Genomic DNA, 16,068 nt, shown 5'->3' on the forward strand with positions numbered 1-16,068 from the left:
ATCAACTCATCCCACCAAATTCAGGGCGAGGTTTTTCTATTTTCCACGTTGCAAAATGTGACATACTGATTATAATATATAGGGGAATGATGTGTTATATAAAGGACGGGAAGGGGAATTATTATGCCACTAAAAATGGCAATCAACGGATTCGGACGGATCGGGCGGATGGTTTTTCGCAAGGCGATTCATGATCCCGACATTGAAATTGTTGCTATCAACGCTACTTATCCGGCGGAGACGCTGGCCCATCTGGTCAAATTCGATACCGTGCACGGCATGATGACGGACGACGTGCGTGCGGTGGATGACGGGATCATTGTAAACGGATACAAAGTAAAGCTGGTGGGTGATCGTGACCCCTCCCGGTTGCCGTGGGCGGAACTGGGTGTAGATGTCGTGGTCGAAGCGACGGGCAAATTCCGTGACCGGGAGGGTGCCGGACTTCACTTGCAGGCGGGCGCGAAAAAAGTGGTGATTACAGCTCCGGGCAAGGACGAAGATGTAACCATTGTCATGGGGGTCAATGAAGGAGATTACGATCCGGAGAAACATCATATCATCTCCAATGCTTCCTGCACCACCAACTGCTTGGCGCCGGTGGTAAAAGTACTGCATGATGCGTTTGGTATCGAAAGCGGGTTGGTGACCACGGTTCATGCCTATACCAACGATCAAAAAAACCTGGACAATCCGCACAAGGATTTGCGCCGGGCCCGTGCTTGTGCCCAATCGATCATTCCCACCAAAACAGGTGCGGCCAAAGCGATTGGCAAAGTCATGCCCGAACTGAACGGCAAGCTGAACGGGTTGGCATTGCGCGTCCCGACGCCCAACGTGTCGGTGGTGGATCTGGTGGCCGATCTGCGCGTGCCGGTCACGGTCGAAAAGGTGAACCATGTGCTGAAAGAAGCGGCGGAAACCACGATGAAAGGATACCTTCAATACTGTGAACTCCCGCTGGTCTCCTCCGACTTCAACGGCAACGACCACTCGGCCATTATTGATGCACCCTCGACGATGGTGATCAGCGAGAAGCAGGTGAAAGTGCTGGCGTGGTACGATAACGAATGGGGCTACTCTTGTCGTGTGGTCGATTTGGTCAAGCATATTGGTTCGTTTCTGAACCATGAAACGAAAGTGAGACAAGAAGCTACGGTCTGACAATGGATTCCCCGCCAATCTCACCATGTTGACCGGCAAGGAGAGGAACGGACGGACGACTCTCACAGCCGGTTTTTTCTTTTTGTCTCACGTTGATTTCCTGTTGCAAATTTCCTGTAAGATGGAATACTATCAAAGCGACGGACTGGGCAAAGCGCTTTACATACGAAACAGTTAACGGTCCAATACGGGGAGGAATGTTGCATGCGGTGCCCATTTTGCGGGAGCATGGGAAGCCGGGTTCTGGACTCCCGTCCGGCCAACGAGGGAAAATCGATCCGTCGGCGTCGCGAATGCGAGGCGTGCGGCAGGCGGTTCACCACCTTTGAAACTGTGGAGGAAAAACCACTGATGGTGATTAAGAAGGACGGGGGCCGGGAGGTATTTAGCAGAGAAAAAATCCTGCGGGGCTTGTTCCGCGCGTGTGAAAAGCGTGATGTGCCCCTGGAACGGCTGGAAGCGCTCGTGGATGAAATTGAACGTACCTTGCGCGAGCGGGGGGAAACGGAAGTTCCCACCAAGGAGATTGGCGAGATGATCATGGAGCGACTGGTGGATGTGGACGAAGTGGCTTATGTGCGGTTTGCATCCGTCTACCGTCAATTTCAGGATATCGATGCATTTGTACGGGAATTGGAGGATTTGCTGAACAGGACGGGAAAATCCTGATCTTGTCGAACCGGTGTGGCTCAGTGGCGGTTATGTCGCTTTCGTTTTCCTGTGATAAAATAAGAGAACGATTTTGGACGAAGCGACGGGGGGCTTGGTGGATGTCGATGTTATGGAATCAGTGTACACCTCGCGACGAATGGATCTGCCGAACCCGCCGCCCCATCCATCTGGCGGATATCATCGGATTGTTGCATTTGTATCAACCCATCGTCGGTTCGACCGCCATCGCTCTGTATCTCACCCTGGCGTATCAGGCACCGCCGGATCGGGCTGGTCGATCGGATGCCCATTCCCATTTGTATCTGATGAATCTGCTGTCCGTTTCTTGGCAGGATTTGTTGGAAAATCGATTTTTACTGGAAGGTGTGGGTCTGCTCAACACGTATGAGGTTCGTGACAACCCGACCTACCGGATCGAGTACGAGTTGGTGCCGCCATTGGTTCCGGAGCGCTTTTTCCAAAGTGATGTACTCAGTATTACGTTGTATCACCGTTTGGGCAAGGATGCCTATCTGGCACTCCGGCGGCAGTTGTTGAACAAAGAAGGAGATACAGGTGAACCGGATGAGAGAGTGAATGTCACCAAATCGTTTCAGGAAGTATTCGGATGTTTGTCTCCTTCGGAGGTGGCGGCTGCACAGGCGGATACCCAATCGTTTTTGCCGTTGGAGCGGGAGCCATCAGAGGTGAAGGATGGACAAGCCCCGCCGTTTCACTGGGATGAGGATACGTTTGATATGATCCGTTCCCGCTTGAAAACGGTGATTCCGGATGAGGCGTGGACGGATGAGGTGAAGCGGCAAATTCAGGAGATCCGATTCCTGTACGGACTGAGTGATCCGGATTTGCTTCGGGCGTTGCAAAATCCGTATATCACCAGGGGCGGTGAGATTGACATCGAGCGCTTGCGCCGGTTCGTCAAAAAAGAATACCGGTTGCAGTACGGCGAACCGCCGATGATTAAAAAGAAAGCGTTGATGTCAGAAGAAGGGAAAAAGGCGGCTTTACCCGAACCGGAGGAATCACCTGATGCGATGACGGAAGAAGAGAAACATATCCGGGAACTGGAGCAACTGTCACCCTTGGAATTGCTGTCGTATTTTCAGGATGGTATGCGTATCCCGGATGCCGATGTCGAATTGGTCGCCCGTCTGATGCACGAATACGGTTTGCCACATGGTGTGATCAACGTCCTGCTGGAATACGTGTTGTATACGCATGACTACAAACTGCCCAAAGCCTTGGTGGAAAAAATCGCCGGTCATTGGAAACGAAGAAAAGTGCGAACCGCTCGGGAAGCGATGGAAATCGCCCGCCGCGAATTGAATTGGGAGTGGAAAAAACAGTCGGAGAACAGACGATTTACCTCGGCAGGCTCCCGGACCAAAGCGATCCGGGAAGAGAAGCTCCCCCACGCGGTGGCCATGCAGATGGAGCGTGCCCAACAACAGGCTACCCAGACACGGGATGATGCCCGGGCTGTCGAAAAAAACTCGGAAAGTCTGGCTGAAAAACGGGCCCGGATCCAAGCGAAACTCACCTTGATGCGCAAACGCCTCGGTGAAAAGGGGAATCGTCAGTGAATTCGATTGACAAGTACGTCAGTCATTGGAAAAAACAGCTGAAAACCGATCCGGAACGACAGTTGCGGACCTTGTTGTCTCACCCTTCTCTACAAGTATTCGTTCAGCGTCATCCGGATATACCGATGGAAGTATACCGCCGTTCTTTGTCTCGTTTGCACCAGTACGTGCAGGAGCATGAACATTGTTCCCGTTGTCCGGGATTAAACCGATGCCCCAACCTGGTGCAGGGACACCGGTCGGAGCTGTCCGTTTATGCGGGATATCTCGATTTCCGGATGACGCCTTGTGAGAAGTGGGAGGCTCACCAAGAACAGCAAAAGCGAAGCCGTTTGATCCGCAGTCACCATATCCCGCAAGATGTATTGACGGCCACATTTGAGTTGATCGAACAGGATGAGCATCGAGCGGACGTCATTGAAGCGGCCATCGATTTTTGCAGTCAGTTTGCTCATGGCAAGCCTCGCCGCGGATTATATCTGTATGGACCGCTGGGTGTGGGCAAAAGCCGGATTGCAGGTGCGATCGCACAGGAATTGGTCAATTACAATGTGGATTCCCTGATGGTGTATGTGCCGGAATTTATGCGGGAGTTGCGCGATGCCATCAACGAAGGGTCCGTAGCGGAAAAGTTGGATGCACTAAAAAAAGTGTCCGTGTTGGTTCTGGACGATATCGGCGCGGAAACGTTGACACCGTGGATTCGCGATGAAGTGCTGGGGGCGGTTTTGCAATATCGTGTAGCCGAGGGATTGCCTGTCATTTACACTTCCAACCTGTCGTTGGACGAGCTGGAGGATCATTTGGCCCATTCCCACAAAGGCGGTGTGGAGCGGATGAAAGCCAAACGGATCATGGAGCGGATTCGCCATTATGTTGACGTATATTTCGTGGACGGCCCCAACTGGAGAGAAAACCAACGATCATCCTGATTGTTCGTGGACCCGGATTTTTTGAAAAAGGGTGTTGATTTCTGTGGACGGGCGTGATAAAATAAATCTCGTCGGTTGAACTGAATTCAGATGACAGTGGTTCGGTAGCTCAGTTGGTAGAGCAGAGGACTGAAAATCCTCGTGTCGGCGGTTCGATTCCGTCCCGAACCACCATCTCAATGAGCGGAAGTGGCTCAGGGGTAGAGCACCGCCTTGCCAAGGCGGGGGTCGCGGGTTCGAATCCCGTCTTCCGCTCCATTTTTTTATCCTTTGCCGGGGTGGCGGAATTGGCAGACGCACAGGACTTAAAATCCTGGGGTGGGTTTCCACCGTGTCGGTTCGAGTCCGACCCTCGGCACCAAACAGCCATGCCGAGGTATATGACAAGATCCTGCAGAATCACAATCAAAGCCTTCTTTCCAACGGGAAGAGGGCTTTTATTTTTGGAACAGGCAATTTACTGGAAAATGGTTTACAATGAATCATAGATGGGTTGAAGGAGGGGGATTCGGTTTGGATATTTGGACAGCAATCCGTACACGTCGAAGCATTGGCGTCATGAAACCGGACCCAGTGCCGCAGAAAATGATTGAGCAATTACTGGAGGCGGCGGTGTGGGCGCCATGTCATCATATGACGGAGCCTTGGCGGTTTTTTGTATTGACCGGTGAGGGGCGCCGTCCCTTGGCGCGTACATTGGTGGAGATCGCACGCGAAAAGATGGCGGACCCCAAGACGGACGAAAACCGGGCCAAATTGGCGAAAGAAGAGCAAAAGCCGTTTCGTGCTCCGGTGGTGATCGCGGTAGCGGTTTCCCCATCCGACGATCCCAAAGTGGAAATGGTGGAGGAACTGGCAGCCGTTCATGCGGCCGTGCAAAACATGTTGCTCGCCGCCCGCGCAATGGGATTGGGGGCGATCTGGCGGACCGGCATGCCATGTTATCATCCGAAAATGAAGAAACTGTTCGGTCTCGGAGAGAAGGAACAATTGGTCGGCTTTGTATACGTCGGCTATCCCGCCATCGATGCTCCCGTTAAAAAGAGGACTCCTGCCAGTGAAAAAACGCGGTGGATCGATAAGGATGAACCGTATCATAAATAACAAACAGCCCGCATGCCGCGGGCTGTTTTTTTGGCCGCTATTCCACCAATTCCAGCGTATCCAACTTCCGTGTGGTCAAATCGAACACACGGAGCAAGTGGTTGTTGGTGTCGGTGATATACAGTTTGTTTTCGTGGAACAACACGTCGTTGGGTTCGTTCAGCGGCAGTTCTTCGCAGGCTTCGTCGCCGATCCGGCAGGTCGTAGCCTCGCTTCTCGCGATCAGCGTTTCGATCCGTTGCGTGGGCAGATGGGCGACGCGGATGGCATGGTTATAGGTGTCGGCGATATACACCCGGTCTCCCGCCACGTCCACACCTAACGGATGCTGAAGCAAGGCGGAGTCGAAATCCCCGTCCTTCAGGCCGAAGACAAACAGTCCCCGACCGATTAACGTGCGTACTTCACCGGTTTGCAAATCACACGTGCGCAGGGCAGAGACTTCGCTGTCAGCAAAATAGAGACGTTCTCCGTCGTGGGCAATCCCGCTGGGTTGGGCCAGTTGCGCTCGTTCCGCGGGGCCATCGACGATGTTTTCCCAGCCGCTGCCCGCAAATACTTCCACCTGTCGGGTAGTCAAATCCAGTTTCCACAATTGGTGTGGTCCGGCCATCGCAATCAATAATTGATCACCCACCACGGTGCAATCCCAAGGTGAATTGAGCGGAGTCGTGGGGCCGTGTCCGCCCGTTGCCCCCCAGCTGGCTTGTTCCCCTGTGCCGGCAAGCGTTTCAACCTTGCGGGAGGCAAGGTCCAGTCGACGGATCATATGGTTTTCCGTATCGCAAACATAGATGAATCGGTCTGTAACGGCCAATCCCTGCGGCCGGTAAAAGGTGGCGGTGTCGAAGTCCCCGTCCTCCGCCCCGATTTGGCCGGAACCGATGGTTTGTACAATCTGTGCTCGGTTACCGTTCACCTTCAGCTCCAATATCCGGTTGTGATTGGAGTCGGTGACAAACAAATGCCCTGTTGTGGGATGAAGGTCCAGTTTGCCGGGAAAGGACAGCGGATGTTCCGGAATGGGTGGACGTCGGATGTCCATTTTCCGATCCGCCAAGATCCCCCGATCCCGCGCATCTGCCAGCGCTTGTCCGATATGGCGGTCCAGCGCTTCTCGCAATCCTTCTCCCGACCCCTTGGCCACCACGCGACCATCGGCACCGATCAGTATGAAGGTGGGCCAGGCGTTTACTGCATAGGTATCCCACACCCGGTGATCCGAATCCACATAAACCGGGTGTTCGATTTCGTACCGGGCAATCGCATTTTGTATGTTTTCCGGGTCACGCTCGTTGTGGAACTTGGCCGAATGCACCCCGATCACCACGAACGGTTCCGCTTCGTATTTCTTCTCCAAATAGGCCAAGTCCGGTAACACATGGATACAGTTGATGCAACAGTAAGTCCAGAAATCGAGCAGAACCACGTGGCCTCGCAATGCTTCGAGGGAAAGCGGGCGGTTCGTATTCAGCCATATACCGTCCTTCGGAAATTCAGGTGCCCGTACCATGGGTATGCCCCCTTCGTGATGGTTTTGGTAGTAGCATACACCATCGGACTGGAAAAATGAAACACGGGTGGCATCACCCGTGTTTCATTCACCATGTCATGACGATTGACGTGTCACATACGGAATCGGGTCTTCCACACCCGCTTCAGCAAACCCTTTTAGCCTTAGCCGGCAGCTGTCGCAAACGCCGCAAGCCGGACTTTGTCCCTGGTAACAGGAAGTGGTCAAATGATACGGTACACCCAATCGGGTGCCCAGCCGAATCGTGTCCGCCTTGGACAGATGAACGAGCGGCGCTTCGATCACGATGGGTCTTTCTTGTTGAGACGTCTTGGTACCGCGGCGGATTGTTTCATTCATCGCTGCAATGAATTCCGGACGGCAGTCTGGATACCCGCTGTAATCGACAGCGCTGACGCCGATGAAAATGGTGTGGGCTCCGACCACTTCAGCATAGGAGGTGGCCAGGGACAAAAAGATCAAATTTCGGGCCGGCACATAGGTGACGGGAATGTCGTCCGTGACCCCTTCGGTTGGTACCTCCAGATCCGGGTCGGTGAGTGCACTGCCACCGATCTGGCGGAGGAAATCCAGCTGAACAATCCGATGCTGTTTGACGCCGTAAAATTGGGCCACGCGTTTGGCGTGTTCCACTTCGTGCCGGTGGCGTTGGCCGTAATCGAAGGTGAGGGCGTATATTTCATATCCTTTGTCGGCGGCGATGCCCATGCAGGTGGTGCTGTCCAAACCACCACTCAAAATGACAACTGCCTTTTCGCTCATGTTCCTTCTCCTCCGTTTCGTCATACCCCTCGTTTGTCGGGATCCCAGATGTATTTGTGCGTCTGTAGGTTCAGCTTGATTCGTTTGTTCTCCCCAGCTAAGATCCATTCCACCAGCTGACTCGGGGGAAGCGTCTCCCACACCGGACTAAAGAGAATATTCCCCTTTCTTACGCAGCGGCGAACCACTTCCATCGCCTCTTCGAACTCTTCCCGGTTGGCGATGACAAACTTGATTTCATCCCGTTCGTCCAACAAATGAAAATTGCTCTCGATCATCTTTTCCCGCTCACCGGAAGAAGTGAGCTTATAATCCATTACAAACCGCACTTTTTTTCCTTCTGGCACGCTTTTCCGCCAAGTATCGAAACGGTCGAGGCGGATGGCGCCATTGGTTTCGATATGAATGTCTTCCACCAATGGGAGAGCGGCCAACTCCTGGATCAACGCCAATGCTTTCTCTTCATACAAAAGCGGTTCCCCGCCTGTCAGGCAAATGAAGGGATTGCCGAAGCGTTCCGTCTGTTCCACGATTTCACCAATGGTGGCGGTAAATTCGGGCGGGTATGGTGCATAACTGTACTTGGTATCGCACCAGGTGCAACGAAGATTGCAGTTGTACAAGCGGATGAAGGTGGTCGGATAGCCCGCCTTCAATCCTTCACCCTCCACGGTCTGGAAGATTTCCACCATGGGAAGGGTGAGATTTTTTGTATCTCGATCCTGTGTTTGCATCATGATTCCACCATCCATTCGCGCTTGAGGAAAGCGGAACTGGTGGGTGTCTCGTACAGACGCAGCCATTCCAGACGCAATTCCTGCTCAGGCTTACCTATGTTTGCCAAGCCTTCCTCCAACTGTTCCCACATCCAGACGATCATGTTTTCCGCGCTGGTGTTCATAGGCGGCAGCACTTCATTCAAATATTGATGGTCCAAAGGTTTCATGATTCGTTCTTTGACCAATTGTTTCAGATCCTTGAAATCGACCACGATGCCGATTTCATTAACATATCCGCTTACTTGCAAAACCAACCGGTACGTGTGGCCGTGCAGGCTTTTGCATTTGCCATCGTACAGATGGAGATGGTGCGCTGCATCGAAGGTGAACGATTTTTCCACAGCCACGCGACGGTGGTGGTATTTCAACTGCTCTTTTTGAATGTCCCGACCGAATACTTGCAGTTTTGGCGGAAAACGGTATGTTCCCGGTGCAGGGGATTCCCCTGTCGTTTCAGTTCCGTTTACGTCAGACAGATGTTTTTCACTCATATTGATCGCTCCCTAGTGTTGTTTTAAGAGTGGTGGGTTCTCGACACTCTTGATGGACAAGGGATTTCGCGGTCCAATCACCACGAAAAAGGCCCGTTTGCAACATATTGCAAACCACGGGCCGTTAAGCTTTTTCTTCTGGTAAGTGTAACATATTTTCACAGCTTTTGTGCTGCACTTTTTGGCAAAGGAGTAGTGACTTTCTCCACATGGCTTGAGCCTGTCTGATGAATGCGGATTTACCGAACATGCTCTAGTTCTTTTTCTTTTTATCGTCTATTAAGTCGACGTATAACTTTCCATCACTTTCCATGGCGACATAAAACACCTCATCCATCGAGGTGACGGGTTTTTGTTTTTGAATTTGCTCCAACAACCATTTTTCCGATTGACCGAGTTTACGTAAGTTTTCGTGAATCACTTTACCGTCCACCACCAGTTCCATCGGTACCTGGGGAACAGAAGACGGCTGAAACACATTCTTGGGAGTGGTGGGTTGGTATTGCGGCTTCATCATGACCGAGAGAGTTCCATCATTCTCCAAAACAGCAAACTGAACTTGGGACAGATCAAACACGTTCTTCTTCCGAAATAGCTGCAAAATTTCCGCCATGGTAAATCTGGTTTTCCGCATGTTCTCTTCCATGATTTTGCCATCGGAAACGATAAGTATAGGCTCACCTTGTAACAATTTGCGTGCCTTTCGGCTTTTAAGGGAGACGTAAGACATCAACAAGGTCAATGCACTGAATGCCACAAGACCGAGCCAATGATATCCCATATTACGGTCTACATCGGTGGCCAGTGTAGCAGCGATGGAACCGACGGTAATTCCGTTAATATATTCAAAATAAGTCATCTCGGCGATTTGTTGCTTGCCGAGAATTACGGTCACCACCAAAAGAGTTCCAAATGCAACCAGTGTTTGCAATAGGATTTGCAAGTACTCCATATCGTTCGCCTTCTTTCGTTAAGGACTGGATGGTAATGTCACATCCTTTCTTTCCATTTCGTATTTTTCTTATACGATTTTTTCGATCCTCTAAAGTGATTTCCTCAAAGGATCAATATGTGATTGATCCCTGCTGAAGAGGTGATGAAAGAAACAGTTTTTGGGGAGAGATTGGCTGAGCGAGGTTATAGAGATTCATGTATAAAAATGGGATTTTCTGTTCCATAATGACTTTTGTAAGGAGGAAAAATATGACTACTCATTCAAAAGTCAGACAAACTTTAGCAAGCTTGGAAGGTGCCAAAGCTACGATGGATTCGTATATTGCTATCACACAAGATGAGAAAGCACGTGAAATATTTCGTCGTAACGCACAAAAGTTGGAAGTGGTACTGGAGCGCTTGAAGAAACGGATGGGGGAGATCGAGTTCGAAGAGCCCCAGTTCAAAGGGTTTTAAAAAGGGGAGGGAAAAAAGCGTGCCGGAATGGTTGCAGGTGATTGTTCGATCCGTTGTATTAATCGTTTTTTTGATCTTGCTGACCAGGAGTCTGGGCAGAAAGATCGCCGCCCGGATGACGTATTTTGATGTTGTATTCGCCATGGTGCTCTCTGTGATCATTGCCGCTGTCACTTTAAATATCATCCAGGCGACATACGGGTTTATCGCACTGTTGACATGGGCACTCGTGGGCATTGGCCTCAGCTTTTTCTCCATAAAGAGCAAAGCGGTCCATGAAATTCTTCATGGCAAGGAGGCCGTTGTCATTAAGCACGGTAAAATCATGGAAGATCAATTGAAGAAGATGCGTTACACTCCCGAAGATTTGTTGCAACAGCTCAGAAGCAAACAAATTTTTAATGTGGCTGATGTGGAATTTGCCGTGATGGAAGCCAACGGTGAGATCAATGCGCTGCTAAAAGCGAACAAACAGCCGATCACCCCCAAACATTTGGGAGTGCAGACCACTCCGCAAACCGGTACGCAAACGGTGATCTTGGATGGAAATATCATGGATGAGGCGTTGACCACCATGGGTCTCAACCGCGGTTGGCTTCGCACGGAACTGGATAAAATCGGGGTTTCGCCGGAAAATGTGTTTCTTGCTCAAGTAGATGCGATGAGGGATTTGTATATCGACCTCTTTGATGATGCGATTCAACCTCCTCAACCTACGGTAAGGCAATTGCTGCTCACTACTTTGGAACAAGCTAAGGCGGACCTGAAGAGCTTTTCCCTGGATACGGATAATCCGAAAGCGAAGCAAACGTATCAGCGATGCGTAAAGGAGCTGGAATCGATCATTTACGATGTGCGACCATTGCTGAAATAAAACCCGGAGGTGTTTCGTATGTCCGATAAAAAGAAGAAAAAACTTACTCCTGTCCAGCAAGAATATCAGGATTTTGCGAAACAGCGCGAACCGAAGCGCCCGATTTTAAAAAACTGTGTGATGGCTTTTTTGTTTGGGGGTACCATCTGTTTGATCGGGCAGCTGATTTCCACGTTCTATATGCAGTGCTTCGGCTTTAATGAAAAGTCAGCAGGTGATCCCACAGTGGCAACTTTGATCTTTATCTCTGTTTTGCTGACGGGTTTAGGAGTTTATGACCATATTGCCCAAGTGGCCGGTGCCGGTACAATCATTCCGGTGACGGGATTCGCCAATGCCATGTCTTCCGCAGCGATTGAACATCGATCGGAAGGATATGTACTCGGAGTTGGAGGAAACATGTTTAAATTGGCGGGTTCGGTGATTGTTTTTGGAGTGGTTTCCGCTTTTGTGATTGGAACCATCAAGGTGATTTTCAAGCAGGTATTAGGGGGATTCTAGGTGATTCAAGGACGGACGTGGATTTTTTCAAACCCGCCATCGATTGCCGCTTCGGCAGCAGTGGGAGGCCCGTTTGAAGCGCAAGGCCCCTTGGCGGATGATTTTGACCTTTTGCACGGAGATTTATGGTTGGGACAAGACAGTTATGAAAAAGCAGAAAAAAAACTGCTGGAACAGGCTTGTGAACGGGCGATTGACAAGGCGGGAATGAAAAAAGAGGATATCCAGTTTTTCCTGGCCGGTGATCTCATGAATCAGGTGATCACAAGCTCTTTCGCGGCACGCACCCTATCGGCTCCATATCTCGGTCTGTTTGGGGCCTGTTCGACTTCCATGGAAAGTTTGGCATTGGGAGCTTTGATCGTAGACAGCGGCAATGCCGAGCGGGTATTGGTCGGTACGGCCAGCCATAATGCCGCAGCAGAAAAACAGTTCCGCTATCCGACTGAATACGGATCGCAAAAACCCCCGACAGCCCAATGGACAGCAACCGCAGCCGGCGCGGCGGTGGTTACACCCCATAAAGACGGGATATGCGTGACAGCGGCAACGATGGGCCGGGTCGTCGATATGGGCATTCAGGATCCTTTTAATATGGGCGCAGCGATGGCGCCTGCCGCCGTGGATACCATTGAGGCCCATTTTCGAGACTTGCGACTTTCCGTTTCCGAATATGATCTGATTTTAACGGGTGATCTGGGAAGAGTGGGGCATAGAATAGCGGTTGATTTGTTGGCGAAACACGGTTTAAAACTCCCGCAAGACCGATTCGGGGATTGCGGTCTGATGATTTACCGGGAGGATCAGCCGGTTCAAGCCGGAGCCAGCGGATGCGGTTGTTCGGCCAGTGTCACGTATGGACATGTGTTGAACCAAATGCGAAAGGGGGAACTGCGCAAGGTGTTAATCGTGGCAACGGGAGCTTTGCTTTCACCGATCAGTTATCAACAGAAAGAAAGCATTCCCTGTATTGCCCATGCTGTGGCGATCGAGTCAGTAGGAGGAGTGGGTTCACAATGATTTTTCTGTGGGCATTTGTAGTGGGAGGGCTGATTTGTGTCATCGGTCAGCTTATGATGGACGTATTAAAACTTACCCCTGCACACACTACCAGTATTTTGGTCGTTGTGGGAGCGATTTTGGACGGATTGGGTTTGTATGAACCTTTGATTAAATTTGCAGGAGCGGGGGCCACTGTTCCCATTACCAGTTTCGGAAACGCTTTGGTTCACGGAGCCATGGTGGAAGCACACAAATCCGGTTTGGTCGGAGTGATTACCGGGATCTTTGAAGTGACCAGTGCGGGTATTTCTTCTGCGATCGTGTTCAGTTTTTTGGCGTCTCTCATTTTTAAACCAAAAGGATGATGTTGCGACAATCGGACAAGCTGGGTGAATATAACGTGCTGCTTTACATATTAAAGGTTATAACCCTATTTACGTTTGCAATTGTGGTATTGCGTTTAATGGGGAAAGCTACATTGGCACAGGTTACCCCCCATGACTTGATGGCGATCGTGATCATCGCTGCTTTGGCTACCAAACCACTCTTGGTCGAAGGTTATGTCAAAACGCTCTTAGCCATTACTTTGGTAGTGGGAATCCATCTTCTCTATAGCAAACTGACTCTCTATCAGTGGACCAACCGCTTTATCTTAGGGGAACCGACCATCTTGGTGAAACACGGGAAAATTATAAAAGAAAACCTTCGCTGCTCACAATTCTCTTTATCTGAATTATTGGCTGTCATCCGCTCGAAAGGTTATCCCGATATCCGTATGATCCAATATGCGATTCTCGAACCTACCGGAACTGTAAGCGTACTTCCTTGGGATGATTTGTATCCGGTTACCCCCAAGGACTTGCAGTTAAACATTCCCTACCGGGGATTGGCCCTTTCCTTAATTGTCGACGGCCAAATTCAAACCCATAATCTGAGGTTGATCGGGAAAGACAAAAAATGGTTGAAACGAGAGCTGGAAAAAAAGGGATACGAGGATGTTCGCTATGTCATGTACGCAGCAACGACTGACCGTGAGGCCGATCTCTATGTGGACAACGGAACAGGCAAAATCCATTGAAAATGATTGGTAGTAAAAACCCCGCATTTTTGATACGGGGTTCTTCGTGAACAAATTCAAAAACAGTTATTGTTGGTTATATTGCGGTTCTTCCGACATCACTTGTTGGGCTCTGTTTTTTAATTGCTGCACAATGGAATCCATATTTTGTGCCAATTGATTATATAGTTGTTTTGCTTGCTGGTTGTTTGTATCCAGCGCAAAAGATTTGAGGTTGGCAGCAACACTTTCTGCGCTGGCAACGGTTTGTTGAATTTTTGTTCCGACAGTCATGACTTTCAACTCCTACCAATATGGTTTGTTGAACTTACATGCAATATTCTGTACATGGTTCAAGAAAATATTCCGGATAAGGAATGCCAATATTTAGGGGGCAGGTCCTTTAGGCCGCACCTGGTGAAAGAGCGCGATGTGCCACTTACCTCCTCGACCCAAAAAGCGCCCACCTCTGACTTTGGTTAGAACGATTGATCAGGTCTGGGCGCCGTTTTTGTCTTTGTCCGCGTCCATGGCCTTACTGATATATGCAAAGATCTCCTGATCCAGCCCCATCTGTGCCCCGAAATCCGGATTTTCTTCATACATGCGTTGCAGGGACTGTCGGATACCGGGATCGCCACCGGTGAACATCTCGACCAGCTCTTTCCATCGATGAGCCAATTTCCGCACATTTTCGTCGTGCGGCGGAGTACTTTTTGTAAAAACGATGACCCGATTCCGTGTGGCGGGATGGTTTTAACAGCCCGATCTGATCGTAATCATGCAAGGTTCGGATGGTAAGATCGGACTCTTGGTCCAGTTCTCCGATTTCCACTGGCGTTTTTCCATAGGTGGCTCTCTCCTTTCTGCAGCTTCAGCATACAACCTGACGTTGCGTCAGGTTCAAGCCTTTTTTCGGTGTCAAGACAAACCAGCGTATTTTGTGGTAGGATGAATGTGGAAGAGATGTACGGTCCGAGACCCTGAATAGTTGGAGGATGATCGTATGGCCAAAATCGACGCGCTGCTCGAGCGCGCATTGAACGGGGAACGACTCGGCTTGGAAGAGGGAATCGCCCTTTGGGAATCTGACGAGATCGAAAAACTGGGTTGGGCGGCCAATAAACTGATGGAACGCCGTCACCCGGAACCGATTACTACATTTGTGATCGGGCGCAACATCAACTACACCAATGTGTGTGACACCTATTGCCGGTTCTGTGCATTTTACCGGGCACCGGGATCGGATGAAGGATATGTGCTGTCCAATGAGGAGATTTTTCGCAAGATCCAGGAGACGATCGATGTAGGCGGAACGGAAATTTTGATGCAAGGCGGAACCAACCCTAATTTGCCGTTCTCGTATTATACCCAGTTGCTGAGAGAGATCAAAAAGCGGTTCGACATTCATATGCATTCGTTCTCTCCGGCGGAGATATTGAAGATGAAAGAAGTCTCGGGTCTGCCACTGGAAGAAGTCATCCGTCAACTGAAAGAGGCAGGTCTGGATTCCATCCCCGGTGGCGGAGCGGAAATCCTGGACGACCGAACCCGCCGGAAGATCAGCAGGTTGAAAGGATCATGGCGCGACTGGATGGATGTGATGCAGACAGCGCACCGTCTGGGTATGCACACCACGGCCACCATGGTGATCGGGTTCGGCGAATCGCTGGAGGAACGGGTACTGCACCTGTTGCGCATTCGCGAAGCACAGGATGAGACAGGCGGATTCCTCGCATTCATCGTTTGGACGTTCCAACCGGAAAATACCTATCTCCAACGGGAAAAGCTCCCGCCGGAAGAGTACCTGAAAGCGGTGGCTATCTCCCGGATCATGCTCGATAACATTCCCAACTTACAATCGTCCTGGGTGACGATGGGACCGGAGATCGGGAAATTGTCGCTCTCATACGGCTGCAATGATTTCGGAAGTACCATGATTGAGGAAAACGTCGTCTCCGCCGCTGGCACGACGTATAAGGTGAACACCAACATGATTCTCCGTCTGATTCGCGAAGCGGGCAAGATCCCTGCCCAACGCAACACCAAATATGAGATTTTGCGGATTTTCAAGGAAGACGAAACGGTGGAAAAAGATTTCGTGATGCAAAACTAATGCAATCAGCGGCATAATACCACGAGCGCCGGAGCGGACCGACCGCGCCCGGTGCTTTTTCCTTCCTTCAAAACCAAACATATGTTT

General features: G+C 50.6%; 20 protein-coding genes and 3 tRNA genes. 15 read left to right on the forward strand and 8 right to left on the reverse strand.

The window, feature by feature from the left end; genetic code table 11:
- Positions 1-123 precede the first annotated feature (123 nt).
- The 8 genes from KI215_RS04415 (at position 124) to KI215_RS04450 (ending at position 5,455) form a co-directional block, all read left to right on the forward strand.
- A complete protein-coding gene (locus KI215_RS04415) occupies positions 124-1,164 on the forward strand; it encodes a glyceraldehyde-3-phosphate dehydrogenase (RefSeq protein ID WP_212774368.1) in 1,041 nt (346 codons plus the stop codon).
- 204 nt (positions 1,165-1,368) lie between these two features.
- Positions 1,369-1,833 (forward strand): transcriptional regulator NrdR, encoded by a 465-nt coding sequence (gene nrdR, locus KI215_RS04420; protein WP_212774369.1) that lies wholly within the window; start codon positions 1,369-1,371, stop codon positions 1,831-1,833.
- A 101-nt stretch (positions 1,834-1,934) separates the two neighbouring features.
- Positions 1,935-3,419 carry a replication initiation and membrane attachment family protein gene (locus tag KI215_RS04425; RefSeq protein WP_212774370.1) on the forward strand — a complete coding sequence of 495 codons (1,485 nt, stop codon included), beginning with the start codon at positions 1,935-1,937 and terminating at the stop codon, positions 3,417-3,419.
- Positions 3,416-4,351 (forward strand): primosomal protein DnaI, encoded by a 936-nt coding sequence (gene dnaI, locus KI215_RS04430; protein ID WP_212774371.1) that lies wholly within the window; start codon positions 3,416-3,418, stop codon positions 4,349-4,351. Before KI215_RS04425 ends, dnaI begins: the two co-directional genes overlap by 4 nt.
- A gap of 98 nt (positions 4,352-4,449) precedes the next feature.
- A tRNA-Phe gene (locus KI215_RS04435) sits at positions 4,450-4,525 on the forward strand.
- A gap of 9 nt (positions 4,526-4,534) precedes the next feature.
- Positions 4,535-4,609 (forward strand) — tRNA-Gly (locus KI215_RS04440).
- A 14-nt stretch (positions 4,610-4,623) separates the two neighbouring features.
- Positions 4,624-4,712, forward strand: a tRNA-Leu gene (locus KI215_RS04445).
- Positions 4,713-4,864: 152 nt separating this feature from the next.
- Complete coding sequence (locus tag KI215_RS04450) at positions 4,865-5,455, forward strand: nitroreductase family protein (RefSeq protein WP_212774372.1); 591 nt, start codon at positions 4,865-4,867, stop codon at positions 5,453-5,455.
- A 37-nt stretch (positions 5,456-5,492) separates the two neighbouring features.
- On the opposite strand, the gene KI215_RS04455 is transcribed toward KI215_RS04450, so the two are convergent.
- The 5 genes from KI215_RS04455 to KI215_RS04475 all read right to left on the reverse strand — a co-directional run bounded on the left by KI215_RS04455 (position 5,493) and on the right by KI215_RS04475 (position 9,973).
- Positions 5,493-6,968: a thioredoxin-like domain-containing protein gene (locus KI215_RS04455; protein WP_212774373.1), complete on the reverse strand. Its 1,476-nt coding sequence runs from the start codon at positions 6,966-6,968 to the stop codon at positions 5,493-5,495.
- A gap of 96 nt (positions 6,969-7,064) precedes the next feature.
- The gene (gene queC, locus KI215_RS04460; RefSeq protein WP_212774374.1) at positions 7,065-7,751 is read right to left on the reverse strand and encodes a 7-cyano-7-deazaguanine synthase QueC; all 687 of its coding nucleotides are present in this window, start codon (positions 7,749-7,751) and stop codon (positions 7,065-7,067) included.
- Positions 7,752-7,771: 20 nt separating this feature from the next.
- Positions 7,772-8,488, reverse strand: coding sequence for a 7-carboxy-7-deazaguanine synthase QueE (locus KI215_RS04465; protein ID WP_212774375.1), 717 nt, complete (start codon positions 8,486-8,488; stop codon positions 7,772-7,774).
- Positions 8,485-9,021, reverse strand: a complete 537-nt coding sequence (queD, locus tag KI215_RS04470) for a 6-carboxytetrahydropterin synthase QueD (protein ID WP_212774376.1) — start codon at positions 9,019-9,021, stop codon at positions 8,485-8,487. The genes KI215_RS04465 and queD overlap by 4 nt, the downstream gene beginning before the upstream one ends.
- Positions 9,022-9,274: 253 nt before the next feature.
- Positions 9,275-9,973: a DUF421 domain-containing protein gene (locus KI215_RS04475; RefSeq protein ID WP_212774377.1), complete on the reverse strand. Its 699-nt coding sequence runs from the start codon at positions 9,971-9,973 to the stop codon at positions 9,275-9,277.
- A 251-nt stretch (positions 9,974-10,224) separates the two neighbouring features.
- On the opposite strand from KI215_RS04475, the gene KI215_RS04480 reads away from it, so the two are divergent.
- The 6 genes from KI215_RS04480 to KI215_RS04505 are packed head-to-tail and all read left to right on the forward strand — an operon-like array spanning position 10,225 to position 13,886.
- Positions 10,225-10,431, forward strand: coding sequence for a DUF1657 domain-containing protein (locus tag KI215_RS04480; RefSeq protein WP_212774378.1), 207 nt, complete (start codon positions 10,225-10,227; stop codon positions 10,429-10,431).
- 19 nt (positions 10,432-10,450) lie between these two features.
- Positions 10,451-11,305, forward strand: a complete 855-nt coding sequence (locus tag KI215_RS04485; protein WP_212774379.1) for a DUF421 domain-containing protein — start codon at positions 10,451-10,453, stop codon at positions 11,303-11,305.
- Between the two features lie 18 nt (positions 11,306-11,323).
- A complete protein-coding gene (spoVAC, locus tag KI215_RS04490; RefSeq protein WP_212774380.1) occupies positions 11,324-11,806 on the forward strand; it encodes a stage V sporulation protein AC in 483 nt (160 codons plus the stop codon).
- Positions 11,807-12,826, forward strand: coding sequence for a stage V sporulation protein AD (spoVAD, locus tag KI215_RS04495; RefSeq protein ID WP_212774381.1), 1,020 nt, complete (start codon positions 11,807-11,809; stop codon positions 12,824-12,826).
- Positions 12,823-13,173 carry a stage V sporulation protein AE gene (gene spoVAE / locus KI215_RS04500; RefSeq protein WP_212774382.1) on the forward strand — a complete coding sequence of 117 codons (351 nt, stop codon included), beginning with the start codon at positions 12,823-12,825 and terminating at the stop codon, positions 13,171-13,173. Before spoVAD ends, spoVAE begins: the two co-directional genes overlap by 4 nt.
- Positions 13,173-13,886, forward strand: coding sequence for a DUF421 domain-containing protein (locus KI215_RS04505; protein ID WP_212774383.1), 714 nt, complete (start codon positions 13,173-13,175; stop codon positions 13,884-13,886). Before spoVAE ends, KI215_RS04505 begins: the two co-directional genes overlap by 1 nt.
- A 66-nt stretch (positions 13,887-13,952) precedes the next feature.
- On the opposite strand, the gene KI215_RS04510 is transcribed toward KI215_RS04505, so the two are convergent.
- The 3 genes from KI215_RS04510 to KI215_RS04520 all read right to left on the reverse strand — a co-directional run bounded on the left by KI215_RS04510 (position 13,953) and on the right by KI215_RS04520 (position 14,700).
- Positions 13,953-14,159 carry a DUF1657 domain-containing protein gene (locus KI215_RS04510; RefSeq protein WP_212774384.1) on the reverse strand — a complete coding sequence of 69 codons (207 nt, stop codon included), beginning with the start codon at positions 14,157-14,159 and terminating at the stop codon, positions 13,953-13,955.
- A gap of 198 nt (positions 14,160-14,357) precedes the next feature.
- Positions 14,358-14,546, reverse strand: coding sequence for a TipAS antibiotic-recognition domain-containing protein (locus KI215_RS04515; protein ID WP_246512195.1), 189 nt, complete (start codon positions 14,544-14,546; stop codon positions 14,358-14,360).
- Positions 14,464-14,700, reverse strand: coding sequence for a MerR family DNA-binding transcriptional regulator (locus KI215_RS04520; RefSeq protein ID WP_212774386.1), 237 nt, complete (start codon positions 14,698-14,700; stop codon positions 14,464-14,466). The genes KI215_RS04515 and KI215_RS04520 overlap by 83 nt, the downstream gene beginning before the upstream one ends.
- A 171-nt stretch (positions 14,701-14,871) precedes the next feature.
- Here KI215_RS04520 and mqnC point away from each other — a divergent pair, with 171 nt between their 5' ends.
- Complete coding sequence (gene mqnC / locus KI215_RS04525; protein ID WP_212774387.1) at positions 14,872-15,981, forward strand: cyclic dehypoxanthinyl futalosine synthase; 1,110 nt, start codon at positions 14,872-14,874, stop codon at positions 15,979-15,981.
- The last annotated feature ends 87 nt before the right edge of the window (positions 15,982-16,068 follow it).

It is taken from the genome of Polycladomyces abyssicola (assembly GCF_018326425.1).
In the GTDB taxonomy this organism is placed as follows: domain Bacteria; phylum Bacillota; class Bacilli; order Thermoactinomycetales; family JIR-001; genus Polycladomyces; species Polycladomyces abyssicola.